This is a genomic window from Achromobacter sp. 2789STDY5608615, from assembly GCF_001298995.1.
Lineage (GTDB): Bacteria > Pseudomonadota > Gammaproteobacteria > Burkholderiales > Burkholderiaceae_B > Achromobacter > Achromobacter insuavis.
Genome location: NZ_CYTY01000002.1, coordinates 20,801 through 46,283, shown reverse-complemented (window position 1 = coordinate 46,283; position 25,483 = coordinate 20,801). Strand labels below are relative to the sequence as shown.

Below are 25,483 nucleotides of genomic sequence, written 5' to 3'. Positions count from 1 at the left end.
CAGCGCCGCGGTTCAGGCGGCGCCGGGGTTGAGATGCGCGCGCATGCGGTCCACCATCCGGGGCGCGGCCCCGAGGTAATGGGCCGGATCGCACAGCCGTTCGATCTGGTCCGCGCCGAGCCGCTGCGCGACCCGCGCGTCCTCGCGCAGCACGTCGGCCAGGCGGCGGCGCGACGTGGCCGCCGCGCGGCAGGCGTCGTAGACCACGTCATGCGCGGTCTGGCGGCCGATGTGCGGCGCCAGCCCCATCATCACGGCCTCGGCCACGATCAGGCCGCCGGACAGATCCAGGTTGCGCGCCATGCGCGCGGTGTCCACTTCCAGTCCGCCGAGCATGAAGCGGGCCTGGCGCAGCGAGCCGGCCGTCAGCACGAAGGCCTCGGGCACGGCCGACCATTCGATGTGCCAGGGGCCGGTGGCGCGCTCGAAGTCCTGCAGCATGGCGTCCAGCGCCAGCCCGGCGTGCTGGCGCACGGTCTTGGACGCCGCCCACATCAGCTCGCACGAAATTGGATTGCGCTTCTGCGGCATGGTGCTGGAGGCGCCGCGGCCCTTCACGAACGGCTCGAACGCCTCGCCCAGTTCGTTGGTCATCATCAGCATGATGTCGACCGCGATCTTGCCCAGCGAGCCGCACACCAGCGCCAGGAACTGCACCGTTTCGGCCAGGCCGTCGCGCGCCACATGCCAGGTCACCGGCGCGGCGCCCAATCCCAGTTCGTCCATCAGGGCGCCATGCACCGCCAGGCCCTGTTCGCCGAGCGAGGCCAGCGTGCCGGCCGCGCCGCCGAATTGCCCGATCAGCACCCGCGGCCGCAATTGCGCCAGGCGTTCGCGATGGCGCCGCAGCATCAGCAGCCAGACCGCCGCCTTGTAGCCGAACGTGATCGGCAGGGCGTGCTGCAGGTGGGTGCGGCCCGCCATGGGGGTGTCGCGGTATTCGCGCGCCAGATTGTCGAGGATGGCGTCCAGCGCCGCCAGGTCGGCGTCCACCAGTTCCAGCGCCTCGCGCACTTGCAGCACGGTGGCGGTGTCCATGATGTCCTGCGTGGTCGCGCCCCAGTGCAGGTATTCGCCCTCCGGGCCGCATTGGCGCGACAGCTGGTGCACCAGCGGCAGGATCGGATAGCCGACGATCTCGGTCTCCTCGCGCAGCAGCGCCATGTCGAGGGCGGCGGCGTCGGCGCGGGCCTCGATGGCGCGGGCGGCCTCGGCCGGGATCACGCCCAGCCGGCCCTGCACCCGCGCCAGCGCGACTTCGGTTTCCACATAGCGCCGCACGGTGGCGGCGTCGTCGAACACGGCCCGCATCGCGGCGGTGCCGAACATGTCTTTGAACAGGGTGGATTCGAGGACCGAGACTGGCATAAATGTACGCTCTTAAAAAGTTGTACGTACATTTAAGCAGGGCCGTCGGCGGGCGTCAATGCCGGGGAATACCCGCGCCCGGGCAGCAGATAGAATGGAGCCTGTCGCAAACACCCCCGGTTCCATGTCCATCTCGCTGTACACCCGCATCTCCGAAGAACTGGCACGACGGATCGCCGGCGGCGTGTATGCCGTGGGGGCCGTGCTGCCGTCCGAGAATGCCCTGGCCGAAGAGTTCGACGCCAGCCGCCACACCCTGCGGGCGGCATTGCGCCAGTTGCAGGACCTGGGGTTGATCGCGCGCCGGCGCGGCAGCGGCACCGTGGTCACGGCGGCCCGGCCCAAGGCCGGTTTCAGCCAGTCGCTGCGGTCGCTGGAAGACCTGGTGCAACTGGCCGCGCGCACGCCGCGCACCATCCTGCAGGTGCAGGAAATCGTGGCCGACCTGGAGCTGGCCGCGCGCCTGGGCGTCGGGCCCGGCACGCGCTGGCTGCGCTTCGCCTCCACCCGCGGCACGCCGGGGCAGCCGCCGGTGGTGTGGACCGAGCTGTACGTGGATGCCCATTACAAGGGCGTGCGCAAGCTGGCGCGCCAGCATCCCGACCGGCTGGTGTCGGAATTGATCGAGGAACACTACGGCCGCCGCATCGCGTCGGTCGAGCAGACCATCTCGGCCTGCGCCATGCCGGCCGCGGTGGCGGGCGAATTGCAGGTGACGCCCGAGTCGCCCGGCCTGTTGATCCTGCGCCACTACAAGGACCAGGCCGGACAGATCGTGGAAGCGTCGTGCTCGTACCATCCGGCCGGGCGCTACGAGTTTTCGACGACGTTGATCCGCGAGCACTGAGCCGGTTGGCGCCGGCGCACGCCCAGCCAGCGCCGCCGGGCCATCCGCCCGCACGGATCGCCCGCGCCGCTGGCGCCTACACCGCGTACACCACGCGATGCGCTTCGGTCGGCAGCGGCAGGTCCCAGCGGTGCAGCATGCCCAGCAGGGTCTTGTTCGGCAGCGACGTGTCGCGCCGGGCGTTGCGCCGCAGCAGCTCGGCGCGCGGCTGCTCCAGGTACACCAGCTCGACCTCGGCGTGGTAGGCGTACAGCAGGTCCAGCGTCTTCTTGCGCATCAGCGGGCTGAGGTTGGTGGCGTTCCACACGAACGGCCGGCGCTCGCGCAGCAGCGCCTTGGCCTGGTCGGTCGCCAGGTGCGCCACCTTGCCCTCGTTCTTGCCGTGCGCCAGGCCGAGCGCTTCGCGCGCATCGTCGAACGACACCACCGGCAGGTCGGGGTGATGCGCCGCCACCCAGCTGTTCTTGCCGCTGGCCGGCAGGCCCGCCATCACGATGACGCGCGAGCCGGGCTCCTGGAACAGGGCGTAGTCCGGATGCACGTCGGCGCCACGGAAATAGCTGACGGCGGTGTGCGCATCGGCGAAGCGCCGCGGCTGGCCGTAGCAGTCTTCCTCGCGGGCGGCCTCGCGGAACAGCGCGATGTTGTCCAGCACCTGCTGCTGGTCGCGGCAGATGCGGCCGCGCATGTCGGCCTCGGCCAGCATCGCCAGCAGCGGAATGCTCAGTTGCCACGACAGCTCGCGCACGATGAATTCCACCGATTTGCCGCGGCGCGAGCCGGACAAGGCGAAGAACGGCACCTGGTGCACGCCGATCAGGCGGCAGACCGCCTCGCGCACGGCGAAGGGCACGCCCGCGTCCCACAGCGCGATGCGCGCGTCGATGGCGCCCCTGGCGGAATGGCCCGGTTGCGAAATCGCGCCGCTGACGGGGTCGATCACCGTGGTGGCGTGCTTGGCGATGTCGTGCAGCAGCGCCGCCAGGAACACGATCTCCTGGTCGGCGCGCGACGCGGCCTGGTAGTCGGGCAGCGCCAGCAGCGCCTCGACCACCATGCGGGTGTGGGTCCAGACGTCGCCTTCGCCGTGGTAGCGCGGGTCCTGCGGCGTGGTCTTGGCCAGCGCCAGCGCCGGAAACGCCGCCAGGCAGGCCGCGAAGTCCGGCGCCTGGCCGGCGGCGGGCGCCAGGGCCCGCAGATGTTCGTAGTTCATGATGCCTCCTTGTCGCCGCGCAGCGTGTCCCAATCCACCCGCGGACGCGGGGCGTAAAGGTCGACGCCGGGCGCGAGCTGGTTGGGGACGTAGGGCTGCTCGGAATGGTGCTTGTCGGCCGCCAGGATGGCCTGCACGAAGTCGGCGCGCACCCACTTGTAGCGGCCCAGCGTCCTGCCGTCGGCCTCCACCTTGAGATACAGGCCTTCCGACAGATCCGACTTGTCGCATTGCTTCCAGGCCAGCGCCAGGTCCAGGCCCTCGCGCCGCACGGTGGCCTCGAACGCGTCGCGCCATCGCGCCGTCTTGGCCAGCGAGGGCCGCAGCAGGGCCTTCAGGTCGGCCAGGCGCGCGGGCGCCAGGCCCTCGTACAGCACCGGCACCGACAGCACCGGGCCGCCGGCCAGCAGCGCGCGCCGTGCCGCGGTGGACAGGAAGGCGCCGGTGCGGCGGTCGAGCACGTCGAACTCGAAGAAGTGGTGCGGCAGCGCGTCGTAGAACACCGAGTGCTTCTTCGACAGCGTTTCGCCGTACATCACGTAGCGGTCTTCGAGCCGTTGCAGCAGCCAGCCGGCGTGGGCCTGGGCCCAGGCCTTGATGAAATTGAATTGGCGTTCGCGCCCGCCGCCCACCAGGTAGTGGCCGCGCGATTGCAGCAGCAGGTCGCCCGCGGGGCTGAAACTGATGCCGGTGTTGGCGCCATCCAGTTTCTCTTCCACCACCAGGTGCAGGCCGCGCAGGTCGCGGTAGGGCACGTGGTCGTGGCCGTGGTCGCCCTCCTGCAGCCGCGAGCCTTCCAGGTGCGGGGTGCGGGGGTAGCGGAACAGTTCAAGGGATTGCGCACAGGCGCGGAAATCCGGCGTCATGGGTCTTCTCCAGGGAAAGCGGGGAAGCCGACGACACGGTCTTGCGCAGGGAGGGAAGCGGGGGATGTGTTGCGCTTTCCGGAACCGCGCCTGCCACGCGTTGCGCTCAAGACCGGGAAGGTCGAGCCACGGGAATGGGCAGGCAGACCGCGATTACCGGAAGGTAGTCGTCGGCGTTAGGCGAATTGACGAATGGCAGACACGTTGGCACCCGGAAGGAAAGGGGTTGTCGAAAAGCAAGGGCGCATCCTAAGGCAGCGATGATGACGCTGTCAACGCCGTGTCCGCCGGGTGTTGCCCGGCGGACACGCGGCCGTCACAGCCGCGTCACCTGCAGCACCGCGTCGGCGAAGGCCTCGGGCGCTTCCTGCGGCAGGTTGTGGCCGATGCCGCCGGTGACGTCGACGTGCCGGTACTTGCCGCTGAACTGGCCGGCGTAGGCGGCGGGCGCGGGGTGCGGCGCGCCGTTGGCGTCGCTTTCCAGCGTGATGGTCGGCACCGCGATCTTCGGCGCCACGGCCAGGCGCCGCTCCAGGTCGTCGTAGCGCGCCTCGCCCTGGGCCAGGCCCAGGCGCCAGCGGTAGTTGTGGATGACGATGGCGACGTGGTCGGGGTTGGCGAACGCGCGGGCGCTGCGCGCATAAGTAGCGTCGTCGAAGCGCCATTGCGGCGAGGCCAGTTGCCAGATCAGCTTGTTGAAGGCGTCGACGTTGGCGGCGTAGCCGGCCGCGCCGCGCTCGGTGGCGAAGTAGAACTGGTACCACCACTGGAACTCGGCCTGCGGCGGCAGCGGCTTGCGGTTGCCTTCCTGGCTGCCGATCAGGTAGCCGCTGACCGACACCAGCGCCTGGCAGCGTTCGGGCCAGAGCGCGGCCATGATGTTGGCGGTGCGCGCGCCCCAGTCGAAGCCGGCGATCACGGCCTTGCCGATCTTCAGGGCGTCCATCAGCGCGATGATGTCGACCGCCACCACCGCCTGTTCGCCGTTGCGCGCGGTGTCGGCCGACAGGAAGCGGGTCGAGCCGTAGCCGCGCAGGTAGGGCACGATGACGCGGTAGCCGGCGGCGGTCAGGCGCGGCACGACGTCGATGAAGCTGTGGATGTCGTAGGGCCAGCCGTGCAGCAGGACCGCGACCGGGCCGTTGGCCGGACCGGCGTCGACGTAGCCGATATCCAGGTCGCCGGCGCGGATCTGGCGCAGGCCGCTGAAGGCGGCCGCGCCGCTGGCGCGAGGGGCGGTGGGCGCGGCGCCCTGGGCGCGTGCGCTGGCGCCCAGGCCCAGGTTCAAGAGGCTGGCGCCGGCCAGGGCCGAGGTGGTGCCGAGCAGGCGGCGGCGTTGGGTATCGATGGGGTCCGGCATGGCGGGTCTCCGAGAAAGGGAAGTGACAGGTTGTGGTGCCGTTGTAGCCAGGCGCGCGGACCCGGGGGTGTCGCAATGTACGGCGCGGGCGGGCGGATACATTGGGACTTGAATCTCGACCGCGCGATGCCTGTTGTGCAATCGGCGCGGACTTGGCATGATCCGCGCCATGGCTACGGACCCGACCTCCCGCATCACGCGCCCGCGCGCACGCCGCCCGGGCCGCGCCGCCTGGCGGCTGGCCCTGGGGCTGGCCGCGCTGGCGGCCGCCGCCTATGCGGCCACCGCCGTGATGGAGATCCCGCCGCCGCACACGTTGTGGCGGCTGGAAGTGTCGGCGCCGTCGCGCCGCGGCGATCTGTTGCCGGCGCGGGTCGTGCCGGCCTCGGCCACGCCATCCGTGCTGGCGGCCAGCGCGTGGCCGCCGCCCGCCACGGTGCCGTGGAAGGGCGCCGAAATCCCGTTCGAGCAGTTCCTGCAAAGCACCGCCACCAACGCGCTGGTGGTGCTGCGCGACGGCCAGCTGGAATACGAATGGTATCGGCCGGGCGTGCGCGCCACCGACACGCAGTCGTCATGGTCGATGGCCAAGTCGGTGGTGTCGCTGCTGGTGGGCCAGGCGATCGCGCGCGGCGAACTGCGCGAGGACGACCGCCTGACCGCGCTGCTGCCCGAACTGGCGGGCGCGGGCGACTACGACCGCGTCACGCTCGGGCATCTGCTGGACATGGCCTCGGGCATCGACGTGTCGGAGAACTACCGGGCCTACTGGCCCTTCACCGGCACTGCGCGCATGTACCTGACGCGCGACCTGGCCGGCTTTGCGCGCGATCACCGGCGCATGCATTTCACGCCGGGCAGCGACGGCGACTACCGCAGCATCGACACCCAGCTGCTGGGCATGGCGCTGACGCGGGTCACCGGCAAGCCGTTGGCCGACCTGCTCGCCGAGCGGCTCTGGGGCCCGATGGGCGCGGAGTCCGCCGCCACCTGGAACGTGGACCGGCCCGGCGGCGTCGAGAAGGCTTTCTGCTGCCTGAACGCCACGGCGCGCGACTTCGCCCGGGTCGGGCAGCGCGTGCTGGAGTCCGGGCAGGGCGGCGGCCTGGTGCCGGCCGCCTGGGTGGCGCGCATCGCGCGTCCCGCGCCGCATCCGGTCGATGGCTGGGGCTACGCCGCGCAATGGTGGCAGCTGGACCCCGCGGGCGGGCCGGACTTCGCGGCCGTCGGCATCCACGGCCAGTACCTGTACGTCCATCCTGGCCGGCGCGTGGTGATCGTCAAGCTCAGCGACTACGGCGAGAACCAGGACGAGCGGGAAACCTACGCCGTCCTGCGGGCGATCGCCGATCGTTGAGCCGGCGCCGTGCCGGGGGCCTGGCCGATCACTGCCTGCCGGCCGCGCCGGCGCGTGACGCCGGCTACAGCAGGCCCGAGGTCAGCGCCTTGAGCGTGGCGGCCGCGCGGGTCGAGCATTCCAGCTTGCGGAACACGCTCTCGACATGGGTGCGCACCGTGCTGGGGCTGATGTTCAGGGCGCGCGCCGCTTCCTTGTTGCTGGCCCCCAGGCTGATCTGCCGCAGCACCTCGAGTTCGCGTTGCGACAGTGGCGAGACGGCGCGGCGCGGGGCGGCGGTCTCGCCGCCCGCCGCGGCGATGGCGGCCTCGGCCACGTCGGCGTCGTAGCGGCCGGCGGCGGCCTCCTGGCGCAGTTGCCGCGCCGCGTCCGCCAGCGCAAGCGCGGGACGCCAGGGGCGGTCCTCGAGCAGCGCCTGCAAGGTCACGCAGGCGGCCAGCACGCGCTGGGGCAAGCCCAGAGCCGCGCCCGCCGCGCCGCGGAAATAGCCGCTGCCGTCCAGCCGTTCGTAGGCATACGAGGCCAGTTCGGCGGCCTCGCTCAGGCCCTTGATCTGGCGCGCCGCGCGCGCGGTCCAGTAGGGCATCAGGCGCACCTGCTCCCATTGGTCCGGCGACAGCTTGCCGGCGGTGTTCCACAGGCGGTTCGGCAGCGCGGCGCGGCCGATGCCGTGGACCAGCGCGGCGGCCTGCAAGCGCGCCTGCGTCGCCGCGTCCAGGTCGAGCCGCGCGGCGGTGGCCACCGCCAGCGCCGCCACCCGGCGCGAATAGCCGGCCAGCCAGGGCAGCTTGAGTTCGGCCACGTCGGCCAGCAGCGTCAGCGCGGCGGGCGCGCCGGGGCGGCCGCCGGCCAGGTTCCAGTCGGCGCCGTCGGGCGGATCGGCGTCGATCCGGTCGAGCCAGGCCGGGCCGTGGCGCACGGCCAGCGCGGCGACGTCGGCGGGATACTTGGCGCCGGCCTGCTGGCGCAGGAAGTCCAGCGCGCTGTCGCGGCCATGGGCGCGGCTGGGGATCTCCAGGTCGCTGGCGGCGTTGACGATGAACGCCAGCGGCGAGACGGCGTCGCCGCCCAGCGCCTGCGGCATGCCCTTGCCGTCGTGGCGCTCGAAGGCGTGGCGCAGCCCGGCCACCACCGCGTCGGGCATGCCCAGGCTGACGGCGACGTCGCCGGAGATCTCGCAATGGATCAGCGCCAGCGGCACGATCAGCGACTGCGTGCGCGCATCCAGCGGTGGCAGGGTCTGCGCCATCATGGCCTCGCGCGAGGCGATGTCGTCGCCCAGCAGTTCGGCGAAGCCGCCGGCGTTGGCGGTGCAGCCGGACCAGCGCAGCAGCGCCACCGCGCGGGCGTGGTCCTGGCCAGCCGCGTCCAGGCCTTGCGCCGCGGCCAGCAGTCCCGCCAGGCAGGCGGTGCGGCGCGAATGGTCGGTGGCGCGGCCCATGCTGAGGTCGCCGATGAAGGCCATGGCCAGCACGGCGTCGGTCAGTTCAATGGCGCTATCGGCGATCATGGGGCCAGGCGGGGCGATGAATGGGCGGCAACAGGAGAGGGCGGGAAGGCGAGAACCGGCGCATCGGTCAATCATCCGATACCGCGCGACCGGCGGGAAAACGACACTGGCGTCAACCAAGCGCCACGTCGGCGTTTGATCCCGAAAAAGGAATCTCCATGAAGCGCCATATTATCGCAGCCTCCCTCCTGGTCGCCGGCCTGTTCGCCGCGCCCGTCTCGCAATCGTTCGCCGCCGAGCCGGCCGCCGCGCGGCCGTCCGTCGTCATCGTGCACGGCGCCTTCGCCGACGGCTCGGACTGGGCCAAGGTGGTCGCCCTGCTGCAGGCCAAGGGCGTGCAGGTGCAGGCGGTGCAGAACCCGCTCGAATCGCTGGCCGGCGACGTGGCCGCGGCCAACCGCGCCATCGACAACCAGCCCGGCAAGGTGGTGCTGGTCGGCCATTCGTGGGGCGGCACGGTGATCACCGAGGCCGGCAACCATCCCAAGGTCGCCAGCCTGGTGTACGTGGCCGCGTTCGCGCCCGACGCCGGCCAGTCGGTGGCGACGCTGACCGAAGGCACGCCCAAGGCGCCGGGCTCGGACAGCATCGGCGCCGACAGCCACGGCTGGCTGAGCCTGTCGGCCGCCGGCCTGGCGCGCGATTTCGCGCAGGACGTGCCGGCCGCGCAGGCCAGGGTGATGGCGGCCACGCAGGGTCCCATCAAGGCCAGCGCCTTTGGCGAACCGGTGTCGACCGCCGCGTGGAAAACCAAGCCGTCGTGGTTCGTGGTCAGCAACCATGACCGCATGATCCTGCCGGCGCTGCAGCACCAGATGGCCAAGCGCATCGGCGCCAAGGTCACCGACCTGCAGACCAGCCACGTGCCGCAGCAATCGCAGCCGGAAGCGGTGGCGCGGGTGATCCTGGACGCGGTGGCCAGCGTGAAGTGAGGGCTGTGACCGCCCGGTGACGTGACATCGGGCGGTCACGCATGAACGCCGCGCGTCCGTCGGGACGCGCGGCGTTTCAGCATCCGGACGCCAGTTGTTCGAGCGGCGCGAGCCGCAGCACGTAGAGCGTGCCGCGGCGGCTGGCGATGATGCCTTCGCGGCGCCACTTGGAGAAGATGCGGCTGAGGGTCTCGGCCCGCATGCCGAGCTTGACGGCGATCTGCGAGTGGCTGAGCGGCAGGACCACAGGTTGGCCGACTTGCGGCTTGCCGAAGCGCAACAGGTATTCGGCCAGCCGTTCCTGTGCCGAACTGGAAGTGAGCCAGTCGATCCGGTCGGTGTGGTGCCGCACCAGCGCGGCGCCATGGGCGGCGACGCGGCTGGCGAAGCGGCCGTCTTCGCGGCACAGTTGCAGGAAGGCGCCTTGATGCAGCAGGCAACCATTGCCGCCGCGGCTGGCGCGGACATGATGCAGATGGCGCGGGGTCGGCTCGAACATCGCCAGCACCGACAGCCAGCCGCCCGGGCCGACTTCGCCAAATACCTTGTCATCGCCATCGGCGGTGTAGCGCAGGCCCTGGACCAGCCCCTCGCACACCAGCAGGCAGGCGGTGGCAGGCTGGCCTTCGGAAAACAGCGTGTCGCCCGCCTCGAAGCGCAGCCAATGGGCGCGCGCCGCCAGCGTGCCAAGCGCCGCGTCGGCGATGTCCTCGAACCAGGGATGGCGCCGCAATGCGGCGAGTAGAAGCGACTGAGACGAATTGACAATAGTCATTTGATCGGCGGAGGAGGCTACCTAGAATTCGAATCGAAAATGATTCCTGTTCAAGATGCCATCCCCGTGAAAAAATACAAGGCCTGGACCGCGCCGCAACCGCGCCGTCTTATAAGTTTTCCCATTGCCTTGAGCGCCTTGTCGGCGGCGTTGTCGTGGTCGTCCGGCGCGATGGCGCAGGGCCCCGTGCGCTTCACCGACATGCTCGGCAATCCGGTCACCCAGGCTGCGCCTGCGACGCGCGCGGTCTCGCTGCCGATGCCGGGCGGCACGCTGTTGATGTCGCTGGACGGCGGTTCGCCGCAACACCTGGCCGGCATGCACCCCGACTCCTATGCGCGCATGGCCGACCCGGTGCCGTCGCGCCTGTTTCCGCACATGGAACACGTGCGGTCGGACATCACCCGCTCCGGCTTCGTGCCGAACGTGGAAACCCTGCTGCAGATCCGTCCTGACATGGTGTGGCAGTGGGGACACATGGGCGATGATCTGATCGCGCCGCTGCGCAACGCCGGCCTGCCGGTGGCGGCGCTGCTTTACGGCACCGACGTGCGCACCCGTGAATGGATCCGGTTGATGGGCCATTCGCTCGGGCAGGACGCGCTCGCCGACCGGCAACTGGCGTGGCGCGATGACATACGCGCGCAGATCCTCGGCGTCACCGCCGGCCTGCGCGCCGACGAGCGCCCCGGCGTGTTGTACCTGTCGCGCTACCGGCCGCAATTGCGCACCTCGGGCGCGGGCAGCAGCTTCGATGACGACATCCAATTGACCGGCGGACGCAACGTGGCGGCGTCGGTGGTCGGCACCGGCCAATCGGTCGGCATCGAGCAAGTCATGGCCTGGGCGCCAGACGTGATCCTGCTGAACAATTTCGAGTCCGGCCTGACGCCCGCCATGATCTATGCCGACCCGTTGTTCGCGGACATTCCGGCCGTGCGCAGCCACCGCGTCTACATGATTCCGGCCGGCGGCTACATCTGGGACCCCCCAAGCCAGGAATCGCCGTTGTACTGGCAGTGGCTGAGCCAGTTGCTGCATCCGGGGCGGTTCGACTGGCCGTTGCGCGAGCACATCGCGCAGGCCTACACCTGGCTGTGCGGGTATGACATCGACGCCGCCGACATCGACAAGGTGTTGCGCATGCGTTTGAATCAGGGGGCAACCGGCTATGACCGCCTGCATTGAACGGGCCGCCGCCCCCGGCGAAGGCCGGCGGTGCGCGTGGCCCTGGTGGCTGATGATCGCCGCAGTGCCGCTGTCGGCGCTGGCCGCGTTGTGCGTGGGGCGCTATGCCTTGCCGGCGTCGCACGTGGCCGCCGCGCTGGCAAAGGCGGCATTGCCCGATGGCCTGGCATCGTGGCTGCCATCCATCGCCGACGCCGAGCGCCGGGTGGTGTTGCTGGTGCGCCTGCCGCGGGTGCTACTGGCGCTGCTGGCCGGCTCCAGCCTGGCATTGTGCGGCGCGGCCTTGCAGGGCGCCTTCCGCAACCCCCTGGTCGGGCCGCAGATCCTCGGCATTTCCTCCGGCGCCGCGTTCGGCGGCTGCGCCGCGATCCTGCTGTTCTCGTCGTTGGGGGCGACGCTGGGGCTGGCCTTCGCTGGCGGGCTGCTGGCGGTGGCCATCGTCTACGTGCTCGGCCGCTCGCAAGGGCGCACCACCGTCCTGATGCTGGTGCTGGCGGGGGTGGTCACCAGCGCGTTCTTTTCCGCGCTGATTTCGCTGGCCACCTATTTCGCCGACCCCTACGACAGCCTGCCGGCCATCGTGTTCTGGCTGATGGGCAGCTTCGCCACGGCGTCGTACGTCAAGCTGGGCGCGGCGGTGGCGCCCATCGCGGCGGGCATGGGGCTGTTGTTCGCGCTGCGGTTCCGCATCAACGTGCTGTCGCTGGGGGACGAGCAGGCCAGCGCCATGGGGCTGGCGGTCGAGCCGCTGCGCTGGATGCTGCTGGGCTGCGCCACGCTGGTGGTGTCGGCCAGCGTGGCGGTGTCGGGCACGGTGGGCTGGGTCGGGCTGGTGGTGCCGCATATCGCGCGCATGCTGGTCGGCCCCGACCACCGCGTGCTGCTGCCCGCCAGCGCGTTGCTCGGCGGCACCTACATGGTGTGGGTCGATACCGTGGCCCGCAGCGCCACCAGCGCCGAGATACCGCTGGGCGTGATCACCGCGCTGGTCGGCGCGCCGTTGTTCGCTTGGCTGTTGCGCCGCACGCAAGGCCGGGAGGCGGGCCATGCTTGAACTGGATCGCCTTGCCGTGCAGGCTGGCGGCCGCCTGCTGCTGTCCGATCTGTCGCTGCGCGTGCCGGCCGGGGGCGTCCTGGCGGTGCTGGGGCCGAATGGCCGTGGCAAGACTACCTTGCTCAAGACGCTGCTGGGCGTGCAGCCGCCGGCCGCCGGCGCGGTGCGCCTGCGCGGCCATGCCGCCTATGTGCCGCAGCGCACGGATTCGCTGTTCGCCTACGACGTGCTGGCCATGGTGACCATGGGCCGCGTGCGCCACCTGCGCTGGTGGGCCTCGCCCGGCCCGCGCGACCGCGACATTGCCCGCGAGTGCCTGCGCGCCGTGCGGCTGGAGCATCTGGCGGCGCGGCCCTTTCACGCGCTCAGCGGCGGCGAACAGCAGTTGGCCTGCATCGCGCGGGCCATGGCCAGCGCCAGCCCCATCATCGTGCTGGACGAGCCCAGCGCGGCGCTCGACCTGCGCAACCAGGACGTGATCCTGTCGCTGCTGCGGCGGCTGGCGGGCGAGGGCATGACGGTGGTGTTCTCGACCCACCAGCCGCAGCACGCGCAGCACATCGCCGACCAGACCCTGTTGATGCATCCCGACGCCTGCGAGGCCGGGCCCACCGGGCTGATGTGCACCGACGAACGCCTGAGCCGGCTGTATGGCTTGCCGGTACGGGTGACAACCATCACCGCCGACCGCCGCGAGGTGCCGGGCGTGATTCCTCTTTTCCATTGAATCCGATGAACACCATCGTCTATTTGAATCACTGGACCGGCGCCGGTCCCGCCGCGTTGACCGGCGGCGATGCGCCGCCGGCCATCGCCGAACCCCTGTACGCCCTGCATCGTTTGGAACTGGCGGCGGTACGGGCCCTGCTGGTGCCGGCCAATACCGACCAGCGCTACCTGCTGTCGCAGCAAGCGCGGCTGGAGGCGTGGCTGCTGGCCGGTGGCACGATGGTGTTCAACGGCCACGTGGCCTATCCCTTCCTGCGCTGGCTGGCGCCGTTCGTGCCGGGCCCGGCGCGCGGCATCGAGGGACTGCGGCTGCACCGCGCCCAGGCGCATCCCGTGTTCGATGGCGTCGATCCCGAACACCTGACCTTCCGCCGCGGCGTGGCCGGCTTCTACGCGCGCGGCGGCAATCCGCCGCCGGCCGGCGCCAGCGTGCTGCATACGCTGGGGCCGGACGCGGTGCCGGTGGACTGGGTGCTGTCCTTGCCCGGCGGCGGCCGCCTGCTCACGCATTCCGGCAACGACATGTGGATGTATGCGGGCAGCGCGGACAGCACCCGCCGCATTGTGCCGCAACTGGTCGACTGGCTGCGCGGGGAGGCGGCATGATCCACGACGCCCATTCCGTTTCGAACCGGCGCGCGCCGGTGATCGCCGCGCTGGACGCCGGCACCTACTACCACCATCGCACCTTCCGCACGCCGGAACTGGCGGCGCACATCGACCGGGTGATCTACCTGCCGGAACTGGATGACGCCGCCCTGGAGGGCTGCGACGCCTTGATCGTGTCGTGCCGCATCAACCCCGAGTTGCTGGTGGCGCAGCGGGCGCGCCTGGCCCGCTTCCTGGCCGCCGGCAAGACGCTGGTGGCGATGGGCGAGACCGGCTCGCACCGCTGGCTGGATGGCGTGCGCTGGACCGATTGCGAAGTGAATTTCTGGTGGTGGAAGACGCCGGGGGCCGATCCTGGCCTGCGGCTGGCGGCGCCCGACCATTCGCTGTTTCGCTACCTGACGCTGGCCGACGTCACCTGGCACCAGCACGGCACCTATGCGCCGCCGCCAGGCGCGGTATCGCTGGTCGACAAGGTCGGCGCCGGCTCGGTGCTGTACGAGGATCGGTGCAGCACCGCGGGCCGGCTGATCGTCACCTCGCTCGATCCGATGTACCACCACGGCAGCTATTTCATGCCGGCCACCAGCCGCTTCCTGCGCGGCTTCCTGCCGTGGCTGAAAGATTCCACGCCCGCCGCCTGAGGCGGCTTCCTTCCCGCCTCCGGGCTATTGCGTTTTTTTCGTATGACTCATTCCTTCCCGTCCTCGCCCTTCGTCCGCGCCATCCTGCTGGCCGCCGCCAGCCTCGGCGCGCCCGCCATGGCCGCCGAGACCGCCGCGCAACTTCCCGCCATCCGCGTCACGGCCGAAGACGCCGCCGTCGACGATGGCCGCCTGCATGCCATTGGCGCCACGCCGCCGCCGGCGACGCTCGACCATACGGTCACGCAATCGGTGTCGGTGGTGGATCGCCAGGATCTCGACCGACTCAGCGCCATCAGCACGCTGGAGCTGCTGGGCCGCATCCCGAACGCCACCATCAATCTGGGCGGCGGCATTGGCGGCACCCTGTTCCTGCGCGGCATGGACACGCTCGATATGCGGGTGCCCGTGTTCATCGACGGCGATCGCTTTCGCGGCCGCAATAAATTGCAGTTCATGCTCATCAGCCCCACCGAGCTGGAAGCGGTCGAGGTGGTGCGGGGGGGCTGATTCGGCGCGCTTTGGCAGCGATGGGCTGGGGGGCTTGATCAACTTCGTCACCAAGCGCGCCCATGGCAATCTGGAGCACGGGTTCACCGTGGATGGCGGCGAGGTGTCGACCACCTGGCAGAGCAATGGCAACGGCAGGCAGGCCAACGCGGCGCTGGAGGCGGCCGGCGATGGCTTCGACCTGCGCGTCTATGCCACCGGGCGGCGCGCCGGCAACTTCCGCAGCGCCGAGGGCGAAGTGCCGAACAGTGATTTCCGCAGCGCGGGCGGCGGCATCGTGCTGGGCTACATGCCCGACGCGCGCCAGCGCGTCGAGATCAGCGGCCGCATGGCGCACGTCAACGAAGGCTGGGCCGGCACGGTGCCGCCCTATCCGCTGGCCACCACCCGCAGCAATCCCTTGAACGTCAAGCAGGGAAGGCTGGCGTATCGGGGGGAGTTCGACGGCGTGATCAGCGAGTTGCGCGCCAGCCTTTATGTCAACGCGTTCGATACCACGCTGGTGGTGCACAACCAGGCCAATCCAAATCGCGTGCTGGATGTGCAGCGCCACGTGCCTGGGCCACTGGCCTACGGGGGAAGTCTCGCGGCAACGCTTCCGTGGGCCACTGTCGCCACCACGGTCGGCATGGATTTCATGCATGAAAACTGGCCCGGCCAGGGGCGGCGCACGCAGGTAACAGCGCGTCAGCCCGACGGCGGCACGATCGTCAATCGCGGTGCTTGGGTTCCCAGCGGACCGGCCCGCTACCAGACCAATATCGGCGCATTCCTCAGCAATGAGTGGACCATTTCGCCGAAATGGACGTTGACCGCCGGCGGTCGCCTGGATTGGTACCGTTCCGATGTCGACCTTGACCCCTTGCCGTCGCCCGATCTGCTGCCGGCGTTCCGCGCGGCGCGGAACAACCAGCAGACCGCCACCACGGGCAGCCTTGGGCTGTCGTACCGCGCCACCAAGGTGATCGAATTGTTGGGCAGCGTTGGCAACTCGTTCCGGATGCCGTGGATCTTCGACATGTTCGACGCCGGCTTTACCGGCGCCAGCTATTCCTTCCCCAATCCCCAGCTCAAGCCCGAGCGCGGCGCCAACGTGGATGTCGGCGCTCGGCTGCATTTCGAGGATGCCACGGTCGGCCTGACGGCGTTCCGCAGCGATTTCAGGGATTTCATCGAGAACATCAATACTCTGTACAACGGCCTGCCGGCGACGCAGAAGGGCAATGTCGGCAAGGTCCGCGTGCAGGGGCTGGAAAGCGACTGGCGCTGGCAAGTGACGCGCGCGCTCAACCTGTATGGCAGCGCCGGCTATCTGCATGCCACCAACCGGATCACCAATCGGCCGCTGCCTTCCATCGCCTCGCTCAGTGGCCTGATGGGCCTGCAGTACGTCGGCCCGAATGACGCCTATGCCTTCAGCGGCGAATTGCAGTGGGCCAAGGGGCAGGCCCGCTATGACGACCGCAAGGAATACCCGGCGGCCGGCTTTGGCGTGGTCAACCTGTCCGCGCAATTGCAGTTGGACCGGCTGGGCTTGCCGAAGGTGGGCAATACCCAGGCGGTGTTCAGCATCAACAACCTGTTCGACCGCGCGTATCGCACCGCCGCCACGGCGTCGAATGTCAATTACCCCATGACGGGCCTTAACCCGTTGCTGCAACCGGGGCGTAGCGTCAATGTGACGTTGCGGACGCGGTTCTGAGCCTGTCGCGCTGGGCCTTGTTGTCCCGCGCGACGGCTTTCATCGCCGCCGCGCAAGGCGGCGTTCCTCCGGCCTTCGGGCTTTGCTTCTGCATTCCTGTATGACTCATCCCTTTCCGCCTTCGCCCTTCGTCCGCGCTTTCCTGCTCGCGGCCACCACCCTTGGCGCGCCCGCCGTGGCCGCCGAACCCGCGCAGTTGCCGGCCATCCGCGTCACGGCCGGCGACGGCGCGGACGACGGCCGCCTGCATGCCATCGGCGCCGTGCCGCCGCCGGCGACGCTGGACCATGCGGTGACGCAATCGGTGTCGGTGGTCGACCGCCAGGACATCGACCGGCTCAGCCCCATCAGTACCCTGGAGCTATTGAGCCGGATTCCGAACGCCACCATCAACCATACCGGCGGCATCGCCGGCACCGTGTTCCTGCGTGGCATGAATACCAATGACATGCGGGTGCCTGTCTTCATCGACGGCAACCGCTTCCGTGGCCGCAATACCCTGCAATTCATGTTGATCAGTCCGACCGAGCTGGAACAGGTCGAGGTGGTGCGGGGGGCCGGATTCGGCGCGCTTCGGCAGTGATGGGCTGGGCGGCCTGATTAACTTCGTCACCAAGCGCGCCCATGGCAATCTGGAGCATGCATTTCAGCTCAATGGGGGCGAGGTGTCGGCTTCGTGGCGCAGCAACGCCAACGCGATGCAGGCCAACGCCGCGTTGGAGGCGGCCGGCGACGGATTCGACCTGCGCGTGTACGCCACCGGCCGGCGCGCCAGCAATTTCCGCAGCGCCACCGAGGAAGTGCCCAACAGCGGTTTTCGCGGCGCGGGCGGCGGCATCGTGCTGGGCTACATGCCGGATGCGCGCCAGCGCATCGAGATCAGTGGCCGCAGGGCGCACGTGAACGACGATGCGGCCGGCGCGGTGCCGCCGTATCCGCTGACCAGCAGCCACCGCGATCCGTTGGCCGTCAAGCAGGGCAAGCTGGGCTATCGCGGCGAGTTCGATGGCCTGATCAGCGAGTTGCGGGCCAGTCTTTACGTCAACGAATTCGACACCACCCTGGCGGCCCACAACGAGGTCAATGCGGCGCGCGTGGTCGATGTGCGCCGTCATGTCATCGGACCGCTGGTCTACGGCGGCAATTTCGCGGCGACCATCCCGTGGGCCAAGGTCGCCACCACGCTTGGCATGGACTTCATGCACGAAACCTGGCCGGGCCAGAAGCTGCGCACCTGGACGACGGTGCGCCGGCCCGATGGCGGCACCACCACCAACCGTGGCGACTGGATCCGCAGCGGACCGACCCGCTATCAGACCAACATTGGCCTGTTCCTGAGCAACGAATGGAATCCCGCGCCAAAATGGACGGTGAGCGCTGGCGGCCGCTTCGACTGGTACCGTTCCGACGTTGGCCTGAGCCCGTTGCCATCGCCCGATCTGCTGCCGGCCTTCCGGGCCGCGCAGAACAATCAGCAAACGACGACTACCGGTAGCCTGGGCCTGTCATACCGGGCCACGGAGGTGATCGAATTGCTCGGCACCGTTGGCAATTCATTCCGCATGCCATGGATTTTCGACATGTTCGATGCCGGCTTCACGGGCACCAGCTACACCTTTCCCAATCCCCAGCTCAAGCCTGAGCGCGGCGTTAACGTGGATGCCGGGACGCGCCTGCATTTCGACGATGCCACGGTTGGCCTGACGGCATTCCGCAGCGACTTTCGCGATTTCATCGAAAGCGTGGATACGATGTACCTGGGCTTGCCCGCGACACAGCGGCGCAACGTCGGCAAGGTGAGGGTGCAGGGGGTGGAGAGTGATTGGCGCTGGCAGGCGACGCGTTCGCTCAACTTCTACGGCAGCGCCAGCTACCTGCACGCGACCAATCGGGTTACGGGCCGGCCGCTGCCGTCCATCGCCACGCTCAGCGGCTTGATGGGAGTGCAGTATGTAGGGCCGAATGAGGCCTACGCGTTGAGCGGCGAGTTGCAGTGGGCGAAGGGACAGAACCGATACGACTATCGCAAGGAGTATCCAGCGGCAGGATTCGGGGTGATCAATCTGTACGCGCAGTTGCAGCTGGACAAGTTGGGCCTTCCGCAGATCGGCAACACTCAGGCGGTGTTGAGTATTAACAACCTGTTCGACCGCGCCTACCGCACCGCGGCCACGGCCTCCAACATCAACTATCCGATGACGGGCCAGAACCCGTTGCTGCAGCCGGGGCGCAGTGTGGGGGTGACGTTGCGCACCCGGTTCTAAGATGGGATAGCGGGGCCGTCATGCGCGGATGGACGGCTATGTTCTTGTTCCATCGCGGTGGGGGTGGATATGATTGCTGTCCTGCAAGGATCCCATCCACTCATCCCCAATTCCCTGTGCAATGAAAAATGAATTGAAGAGTAGGCGCAAGACGGCTGATTCTGACTGGCTGCAAGAGCGGCTCGACAGAATCCTTGCCTTCCTCCAGCAGAATACCCAATGGAACAGGAAATTCCAGGAAAGTGAGTACGCGCGTTGCCTTTCGGGTTGCTCCTCTGCTCGTGACAGGCTGGTCAGCTTCTTGCACTTGAATGTCAGCACACAATCCCGTGTCGACATGGACGGACTGACAGCGTTTTGGCAGCGGCTTCATCGGGCTAATGACGAGCAGACCTCTTCCTTGCGCGCTTTCACCGCGTACCTGCAAGAACAAGGCAGTGAGCGTGTCAAGAAGCAGACGCCCGCATTTACGGCCTCTGAAGCCGACGCTGACGAATGGGCCGCGCTATTTCTGGCTCTGAACGCCCAAGGAGGGTGGGGGATCAAAACGACCGCGCTTTTCGTCAAGGCCGCGATCAGGCTGCATGAAGGCCCCAAGCATCTCCATTTCTGGCCCGATGCGACGTCGACGGTGGGCGCCTCCCTGAAAAGTAAACCCTACCTGCCCGTAGACAGGGTCATCTTGCACATCTTTCGGACGCTGGGGCTTGCATCTCCCCGCGTTGAAACTATCAACGCGAGGCTGAGGGCGCGATACTCGGCCGATGAGATGCTCATATGGGATGACCTTTGGTTTTGGGGCTTCTTCACGCAAGAGGGCAATGGCGAGAACCGGACCCTGGGTTGGAATCCAGGCAAATTCTGGCACCAGCTGTCGTCGCCGAAGTGCGAGGCCGACAAGCTGGAGTTGCTATGCCTGGAGTTCCTGAAGTTGCTTGAGGCCGCGCCCACGGCCACCATCGAGCCGAGGCTGGCGGCTTGATCCACGGTTCAAGCCGCCGTCTGCCTACCAGTAGTACTTCACCGACGCCACCACCGTGCGGCCGTTGCCGAACATGCACACGCCGTACGACTGGCAGCCGCTGACGTAGCGCTTGTCGAACAGGTTGGTGGCGTTCAGGCCGAAGCGCCAGTTCGGCATCTCGTAGTGCAGGCCGGCGTCGTAGACGGTGTAGCTGGGGATCTTCAGCGAGTTGTCGGACGCGCCCGCGGCCGAGCTCTGGTAGCGCACGCCCGCGCCGGCGCCGAAGCCTTCCAGCGGCCCGGTGCGCCAGGTCCAGTCGGCCCACAGCGACGCCATCTGGCGCGGACGCGGGATGTCCACCGGCCACTTGCCCTGGGTCTCGTCGTTGGCCTTGGTGATCTTGACGTTCTGGAACACGTAGGCGCCGACGATGGACAGTTCCGGCGTGATCTTGCCGACCGCGCTCAGCTCGATGCCCTGCGAGCGCACCGCGCCGGTCTGCACGTAGCTGCTGTTGGTGGGGTCGTTCGGGTTGTTGGTGACGACGTCGGTCTGCTTGATCTGGTAGACCGCGGCGTTCAGCGTCAGGTTCTTGCCGTCGGGCTGCCAGCGCAGGCCGGCCTCGATCTGTTTGCCCTGGGTCGGCTTGGCCCAGCTGCCGTCGGCCAGGCGCGTGTTCGAGACCGGGTTGAACGAGGTCGAATAGCTGACGTAGGGTGACAGGCCATAGTCGCCCAGGTAGGTCAGGCCGACGCGGCCGGTGAAGGCCTGGTCCAGCTGCGAGGTGCGGGTGTCGGCCTCGCGGTCGCTCTGGCGGGTGCGGGCCCAGTCCTTGCGGCCGCCCAGCGTCAGCACCCAGCGGTCCCATTTGACCTGGTCCTGCGCGTACAGGCCGACCGTGTTCATGACGGTGTAGGTGTCGGTGCGCGGGTAGGCGTTGGGGCCGTAGAACAGCGATTTGTTGATCGGCGTGTAGACCGGGTTGTACAGGTTCAGCGACGGCGCCTGCGCCAGCCATTCGCTGTCGGTGGTCGACTGGCGGCTGTATTCCAGGCCGGTCAGCAGCGTGTGTTCGAGCGCGCCGGTGCGGAATTTGGCCTCGGCCTGGTTGTCGACGTCGAAGCGGCTGTAGTTGAACTGGAAGATGCCGGCGTAGCGCGTGATCGAGGCCATGGTCGGATCGCTGTCATCCAGGCCGCCGCCGTAGACCGAGCGGTTGTTCAGCTGCAGGTGCATCAGGCGGGTGTTCTGGCGCAGGGTCCAGACCGAATCCAGCTTGTGTTCCAGCGCGTAGCCGAGCGACCACTGCTTCTTGTGGTAGTAGTTGAAGTCCGGCTCGCCGGTGTAGAGATCGCGCGAGATGCGGCCGTTGGGGTTGGGCAGCACCGTGCCCTGGGCGGGCAGGAAGTTGCTGGTGACATCGCCCCAGTCTTCCAGGAAGGTGGCCGACAGCGTCAGGCTGGTGGCGGCGCTGGGCTGCCAGCGCAGCGACGGCGCCAGGACCACGCGCTGGTCCTTGTTGGGGCCGGTCTGGGCGTTGCCGTCGCGGCCCACGCCCAGGATGCGGTACGACAGCGTGCCGTCCTCGTTGAGGCTGTCGCCGAGGTCGAAACTGAGCTGCTTGCGGGCGTAGTTGCCGACCTGGGTCTCGATCTCGCGGATGCGCTCGCCGTTGGCCAGCTTGCTCTGCACGTCGACGATGGCGCCGGGATCGCCCTGGCCGTACAGCACCGAGGTCGGGCCGCGCAGCACGGTGATGCTGTCGATCAGGTAGGGATCGACGCGCCAGCTGGCCAGGTTGAGCGTGTTGGGCACCTGCAGGCCGTCGACGTAGGCCGTGGGGGTGAAGCCGCGCAGGGCCGAGTACCAGTCGGAGCGGTTGTCCGAGCCATAGCTGGAGAAGCCGGGCACGTAGTGCAGCGCCTGGTTGATGTCGGTGGCGCCGGTCATCTCGACCTGCTGCGCGGTGACCACGTTGATGGTCTGCGGGATCTCGTTGAGCGCCGTGTCGGTCTTGGTGCCGGTGCGGCTGCGGCGCGCAACCAGGCCTTCGACGGCCTCGCCGCGCGCGTCGCCGTAGACCGACACGCTGGGCAGGGTGGCGGTGTCGCCGGCCGGCTGCTGCACCACCGCGGTGTTGCCGTTGATGCGCGCCACCAGGCCGGTGCCCGCCAGCAGCCGGTCCAGCGCCTGCTGCGGTGTCAGCGTGCCGCTGATGGCCGGCGCGCGGCGGTCCTGCACGGCTTCGGGCAGGTAGTAGACCTGCAGCCGGGTCTGGCGGCCCAGTTGCAGCAGCGCTTGCGCCAGCGATTGGGCCGGGATGTCGATCTTGACGGCGGCGGCCTGCGCGTGGACGGCGGACGGCGCGGCGCCCAGGGCGACGGCGAGGGCAAGGGTCAGGGTGCCGAGGGCGGCATGCAGCGGCGTGGCGCGGGGGCGCGGGAGGCGGGTGGGCCTGGCGGAAATCTGGGTCACGATGGCGCTCGATCGGGGCGGCGGTTTCCGCGAGGGAACCGGCCGGCGGGTTCATGCGGGGCGACAGCCTCCGCTTACCTGCTAAGAGCGGATCGGACACCGAACCCCGTAATGATTCTCAAATCAAAATAGAAACAAGATGTATCTTCGCCGGCGCGGCGCCGGGTCAACGGGCGACGAGGTCGCTGCCGCCGTCGGCGCGCGGCGCCACGCGCACCGGGATCAGGGCGGGCAGGGCGGTCAGGAAGCCGCGCGTGTCGTCGATGTCGAACACGCCGGCGATGCGGATGCCGCGCAGCGCGGCGGCGACCCGGATGGGCTGTTCGCGGTAGCGGTTGATCTCGTCCACCACCTGCGCCAGCGGCACGTTGTCGAAGACCGCCTTGCCCTGTTTCCAGGCGGTGAGCGCGGCCACGTTCACGCTTTCGACCTGCAGCGGGTCGCCCTGGCGCGCCAGGCTGACGCCCTGGCCGGCGGCCAGCAGCACCCGTTCGCGCTGCCACCTGGCGCCGGTGGCGACCTCGACCGAGCCGGATTCGACCGCCACCGCCAGCCGCTGGCGGTCATAGCGCACGTTGAAGCGCGTGCCGGTGACGCGCACGCGGCCCAGCTCGGTCTCGACGATGAAGGGCCGGGCCTTGTCCGGCGAGACCTCGAACAGGATTTCGCCGGCCTGCAGCGCCACATGGCGCTCGTCGCGGGTGTAGCGCACCTCGGCCTGGGTGGCGGTGTTGAGCGTCAGGACCGAGTCGTCCTGCAGCGCCACCCGGCGGCGTTCGCCGCGGCCGGTGGCGTAGCGCTGCTGGAACAGCGTTTCGGCCGGCCACCACAGCGGCCAGGCCAGGCCCGCGCCGGCGGCGGCGCAGGCGGTGGCGGCCAGGCCCCAGGCCAGCCGGCGGCGTTCGGGCGATACGGCGCGGGCCGGCGGCCGCCGCGCCAGCAGCGGGCGCAGGTCGCGGTCGGGCACGGCCTGGGCCAGGCCCCAGACCTGCAGCATCTCCTGGTAGGCGCGCTCGTGGGCGGCATCGGCCTGGCGCCACGCGTCGAACTGGCGCCGTTCGGCGGCCGTCATCAGGCCGCCGTGGTCGCGCGCGAACCAGTACGCCGCCGCGTCCAGCGGATCCCTGGGAGGCTTGGCGAGCTCAGTCATGGCGAATAGGCATGCAGGCGGGTGTGCAGGTGCCGCATGGTGCGGGTGAGGTATTTTTCGACGCTGCTGACCGACAGCCCCAGCTGCGCGGCGATTTCCGGCACGGTCCAGCCTTCCAGCCGGTGCCAGGCGAAGACCACGGCGCAGGGTTCGGGCAGTTCGTCCAGCGCCTGGCGCAGCGCGCGCGACAGTTGCGCGGTGCGGGCGCCGGCCTCGGGGCCGTCCTGCGCGGGGTGCTCGTCGTCGTCCAGGTCCTGCAGCGGGATGGCGGCCGTGCGCAGCTGCCTATGGTACTGGTTCGCCAGCCCGTGGTAGACGCTGCGGTGCAGATAGGCGCGCGGGTTGTGGATCGCCGAGACGTCGCCTTCGAGCATGTTGGCGATGGCGTCGTGGGCGGTGTCCTCGACATCGCCGCTGGCGTGTCCCTTGCGCTTCCATGTGCCCAGCAGCTCGCGATAGTAGGCGAGCCAACCGTGTTCGGCGGGGCGGGTCCGGCGCATGCGGGGGCAACGTGGAAGGGACGAAACCGCCGATTATTGCAAATAAGAATAATTCTTGTAAAGCCGGCCGGGGCGTGCGGGCTGCCGCCCCGGCCGGCGCCGCCGCTACAGCGCGCGGCTATGCTGACCGGCGCCCAGCGCGCCGCCGCGCTGGCGGGCGGCCTCGCGCTCCGGCGTGGGCAGGTAGATGGCGCACAGCAGGTTGGCGCCGGCGATGAGGGCGAACATCAGCGCCATCGGCTGCCAGGTCAGGCCGAAGGTGTGCGCCACCCACAGCCCCACCAGCGGCGTGGTGCCGCCGAAGATCGCGCCGCACAGCTGGAAGCTGAGCGAGATGCCGGTGTAGCGCATCTCCACCGGGAAGGCCAGCGGCAGGTAGGGCGCCAGCACCGCGTAGTAGGCGCCGATCAGGAAGATGGCGGTGAGGATGCCGATGGCGATGTTCTGGATGTCGCCGGTCAGGATCAGCATCATCATCGGCACGGCCCACAACGTCGACAGCGCGGTGACCCAGATCAGGAAGCGGCGCTCGCCGACCCGGGTGGCGATGTACGAGGCGATCGGGAAGCTGATCAGCTCGACCACGCCGGCCCAGGTCACCACGTCCAGGATCTGGCTGCGCGTGATCTTCAGGTAGGTGGTGGTGTAGGTGATCATCAGGGTGGTGACGAAGTAGAACCCGGAGATGCCCAGCAGGCACAGGCCGATGCCCAGCAGCAGCGCGCGCTTGCGTTCGCGCAGCACCAGGCGGATGGGGGCGGTGCTTTCCTTTTTCTTTTCCTTCAGGCGCGCTTCCAGTTCGGGGCTCTCGTTGACGCCGCGGCGGATGACGAAGGCCACCAGCACCAGCACGCCGCTGATGATGAAGGGCAGGCGCCAGCCCCATGACAGGAAGTCCTCTTTGGGCAGGTCCGACACCAGGCGGAACACGCCGGTGGCCAGGATCAGGCCGATGGGGCTGCCGTACTGCGGCGCCGAGGCCAGGAAGGTGCGCCACTTGGGCGGCGCGTGTTCGGCCGCGATCAGCACCGCGCCGCCCCATTCGCCGCCCACCGCGATGCCCTGCACCAGCCGCAGCGCGACCAGCAGCACCACGGCGGCCAGGCCGATGGAGTGATAGGAAGGCAGCAGCCCGATCAGCGTGGTGGCCACGCCCATCAGCAGCAGCGTGATGACCAGGCTCTGCTTGCGGCCGACGCGGTCGCCCAGGTGGCCGAACAGCACCGCGCCCACCGGCCGCGCGAAAAAGCCGATGGCGAAGGTGCCGAGCGAGGCCAGCGTGCCCATGAAGGGATCGTTGGTGGCGAAGAACACGTCGCCGAACACCAGGGCGGCCGCCGTGGCGTAGCAGTAGAAGTCGTACCACTCGATCATGGTGCCGAAGAAAGCGGCGGCCGCCGCCCTGACCGGCTGTCTGCGGCCATTCTGGTCTTGCATGGAATTCCCCTTGTTTGTCGCGGCTTTCC

Annotated in this window: 23 protein-coding genes; 13 read left to right on the top strand and 10 right to left on the bottom strand. The window is 69.1% G+C overall.

Features of this window, described 5'->3' with window-relative positions:
- Positions 1–12: 12 nt before the first annotated feature.
- On the bottom strand, positions 13–1,368 hold the full coding sequence (locus AOZ49_RS01850) for a class-II fumarase/aspartase family protein (protein WP_054474160.1): 1,356 nt from the start codon (positions 1,366–1,368) through the stop codon (positions 13–15).
- Positions 1,369–1,462: 94 nt separating this feature from the next.
- Between AOZ49_RS01850 and AOZ49_RS01845 the strand changes: the two genes are divergently transcribed.
- Entirely contained in the window at positions 1,463–2,215 is a 753-nt protein-coding gene (locus AOZ49_RS01845) for a GntR family transcriptional regulator (protein ID WP_231690223.1), read from the top strand.
- 76 nt (positions 2,216–2,291) lie between these two features.
- Here AOZ49_RS01845 and AOZ49_RS01840 read toward each other — a convergent pair whose 3' ends face one another.
- The 3 genes from AOZ49_RS01840 to AOZ49_RS01830 all read right to left on the bottom strand — a co-directional run bounded on the left by AOZ49_RS01840 (position 2,292) and on the right by AOZ49_RS01830 (position 5,654).
- Positions 2,292–3,428: an AAA family ATPase gene (locus AOZ49_RS01840; protein ID WP_054474156.1), complete on the bottom strand. Its 1,137-nt coding sequence runs from the start codon at positions 3,426–3,428 to the stop codon at positions 2,292–2,294.
- Positions 3,425–4,294, bottom strand: a complete 870-nt coding sequence (locus AOZ49_RS01835; RefSeq protein ID WP_054474154.1) for an RNA ligase family protein — start codon at positions 4,292–4,294, stop codon at positions 3,425–3,427. The genes AOZ49_RS01840 and AOZ49_RS01835 overlap by 4 nt, the downstream gene beginning before the upstream one ends.
- 316 nt (positions 4,295–4,610) lie before the next feature.
- Positions 4,611–5,654 carry an alpha/beta hydrolase gene (locus AOZ49_RS01830; protein WP_054474153.1) on the bottom strand — a complete coding sequence of 348 codons (1,044 nt, stop codon included), beginning with the start codon at positions 5,652–5,654 and terminating at the stop codon, positions 4,611–4,613.
- 169 nt (positions 5,655–5,823) lie between these two features.
- Here AOZ49_RS01830 and AOZ49_RS01825 point away from each other — a divergent pair, with 169 nt between their 5' ends.
- Positions 5,824–7,011 (top strand): serine hydrolase domain-containing protein, encoded by a 1,188-nt coding sequence (locus tag AOZ49_RS01825; protein WP_231689781.1) that lies wholly within the window; start codon positions 5,824–5,826, stop codon positions 7,009–7,011.
- 64 nt (positions 7,012–7,075) lie between these two features.
- Here the strand turns inward: AOZ49_RS01825 and AOZ49_RS01820 are convergent, their stop codons facing one another.
- Complete coding sequence (locus AOZ49_RS01820; protein ID WP_054474144.1) at positions 7,076–8,521, bottom strand: HD domain-containing phosphohydrolase; 1,446 nt, start codon at positions 8,519–8,521, stop codon at positions 7,076–7,078.
- A gap of 158 nt (positions 8,522–8,679) precedes the next feature.
- Between AOZ49_RS01820 and AOZ49_RS01815 the strand changes: the two genes are divergently transcribed.
- Positions 8,680–9,453, top strand: coding sequence for an alpha/beta fold hydrolase (locus AOZ49_RS01815; protein WP_054431874.1), 774 nt, complete (start codon positions 8,680–8,682; stop codon positions 9,451–9,453).
- Positions 9,454–9,529: 76 nt separating this feature from the next.
- On the opposite strand, the gene AOZ49_RS01810 is transcribed toward AOZ49_RS01815, so the two are convergent.
- Positions 9,530–10,228, bottom strand: coding sequence for a Crp/Fnr family transcriptional regulator (locus tag AOZ49_RS01810; RefSeq protein WP_054474141.1), 699 nt, complete (start codon positions 10,226–10,228; stop codon positions 9,530–9,532).
- A gap of 39 nt (positions 10,229–10,267) precedes the next feature.
- On the opposite strand from AOZ49_RS01810, the gene AOZ49_RS01805 reads away from it, so the two are divergent.
- The 10 genes from AOZ49_RS01805 to AOZ49_RS01770 all read left to right on the top strand — a co-directional run bounded on the left by AOZ49_RS01805 (position 10,268) and on the right by AOZ49_RS01770 (position 19,910).
- Positions 10,268–11,416, top strand: a complete 1,149-nt coding sequence (locus AOZ49_RS01805; RefSeq protein ID WP_231690222.1) for an ABC transporter substrate-binding protein — start codon at positions 10,268–10,270, stop codon at positions 11,414–11,416.
- Between the two features lie 52 nt (positions 11,417–11,468).
- Positions 11,469–12,470 carry a FecCD family ABC transporter permease gene (locus AOZ49_RS01800; protein WP_054474270.1) on the top strand — a complete coding sequence of 334 codons (1,002 nt, stop codon included), beginning with the start codon at positions 11,469–11,471 and terminating at the stop codon, positions 12,468–12,470.
- A complete protein-coding gene (locus tag AOZ49_RS01795; protein WP_054474137.1) occupies positions 12,463–13,197 on the top strand; it encodes an ABC transporter ATP-binding protein in 735 nt (244 codons plus the stop codon). The genes AOZ49_RS01800 and AOZ49_RS01795 overlap by 8 nt, the downstream gene beginning before the upstream one ends.
- A gap of 5 nt (positions 13,198–13,202) precedes the next feature.
- Complete coding sequence (locus AOZ49_RS01790; protein WP_054474136.1) at positions 13,203–13,805, top strand: hypothetical protein; 603 nt, start codon at positions 13,203–13,205, stop codon at positions 13,803–13,805.
- Positions 13,802–14,452, top strand: a complete 651-nt coding sequence (locus tag AOZ49_RS01785) for a hypothetical protein (RefSeq protein WP_054474132.1) — start codon at positions 13,802–13,804, stop codon at positions 14,450–14,452. Before AOZ49_RS01790 ends, AOZ49_RS01785 begins: the two co-directional genes overlap by 4 nt.
- Positions 14,453–14,494: 42 nt before the next feature.
- Positions 14,495–14,962, top strand: coding sequence for a TonB-dependent receptor plug domain-containing protein (locus AOZ49_RS33285; protein WP_231690221.1), 468 nt, complete (start codon positions 14,495–14,497; stop codon positions 14,960–14,962).
- A gap of 289 nt (positions 14,963–15,251) precedes the next feature.
- Positions 15,252–16,664: a TonB-dependent receptor gene (locus tag AOZ49_RS33280; RefSeq protein ID WP_369815766.1), complete on the top strand. Its 1,413-nt coding sequence runs from the start codon at positions 15,252–15,254 to the stop codon at positions 16,662–16,664.
- Positions 16,665–16,764: 100 nt separating this feature from the next.
- Positions 16,765–17,247 (top strand): TonB-dependent receptor plug domain-containing protein, encoded by a 483-nt coding sequence (locus AOZ49_RS33275; protein ID WP_231690220.1) that lies wholly within the window; start codon positions 16,765–16,767, stop codon positions 17,245–17,247.
- Positions 17,248–17,362: 115 nt separating this feature from the next.
- Positions 17,363–18,928, top strand: a complete 1,566-nt coding sequence (locus tag AOZ49_RS01775) for a TonB-dependent receptor (protein ID WP_231690219.1) — start codon at positions 17,363–17,365, stop codon at positions 18,926–18,928.
- Positions 18,929–19,049: 121 nt separating this feature from the next.
- Positions 19,050–19,910 carry a hypothetical protein gene (locus tag AOZ49_RS01770; RefSeq protein WP_156355559.1) on the top strand — a complete coding sequence of 287 codons (861 nt, stop codon included), beginning with the start codon at positions 19,050–19,052 and terminating at the stop codon, positions 19,908–19,910.
- Positions 19,911–19,934: 24 nt separating this feature from the next.
- Here the strand turns inward: AOZ49_RS01770 and AOZ49_RS01765 are convergent, their stop codons facing one another.
- From AOZ49_RS01765 to AOZ49_RS01750, 4 genes are all read right to left on the bottom strand, one after another.
- Positions 19,935–22,097 (bottom strand): TonB-dependent siderophore receptor, encoded by a 2,163-nt coding sequence (locus AOZ49_RS01765; protein WP_369815765.1) that lies wholly within the window; start codon positions 22,095–22,097, stop codon positions 19,935–19,937.
- Positions 22,098–22,533: 436 nt separating this feature from the next.
- On the bottom strand, positions 22,534–23,517 hold the full coding sequence (locus tag AOZ49_RS01760) for a FecR family protein (RefSeq protein ID WP_054474126.1): 984 nt from the start codon (positions 23,515–23,517) through the stop codon (positions 22,534–22,536).
- Positions 23,514–24,017 carry a sigma-70 family RNA polymerase sigma factor gene (locus AOZ49_RS01755; RefSeq protein WP_054431866.1) on the bottom strand — a complete coding sequence of 168 codons (504 nt, stop codon included), beginning with the start codon at positions 24,015–24,017 and terminating at the stop codon, positions 23,514–23,516. The genes AOZ49_RS01760 and AOZ49_RS01755 overlap by 4 nt, the downstream gene beginning before the upstream one ends.
- Before the next feature lie 105 nt (positions 24,018–24,122).
- Positions 24,123–25,454 (bottom strand): MFS transporter, encoded by a 1,332-nt coding sequence (locus AOZ49_RS01750; RefSeq protein WP_054431865.1) that lies wholly within the window; start codon positions 25,452–25,454, stop codon positions 24,123–24,125.
- Between the last annotated feature and the right edge of the window lie 29 nt (positions 25,455–25,483).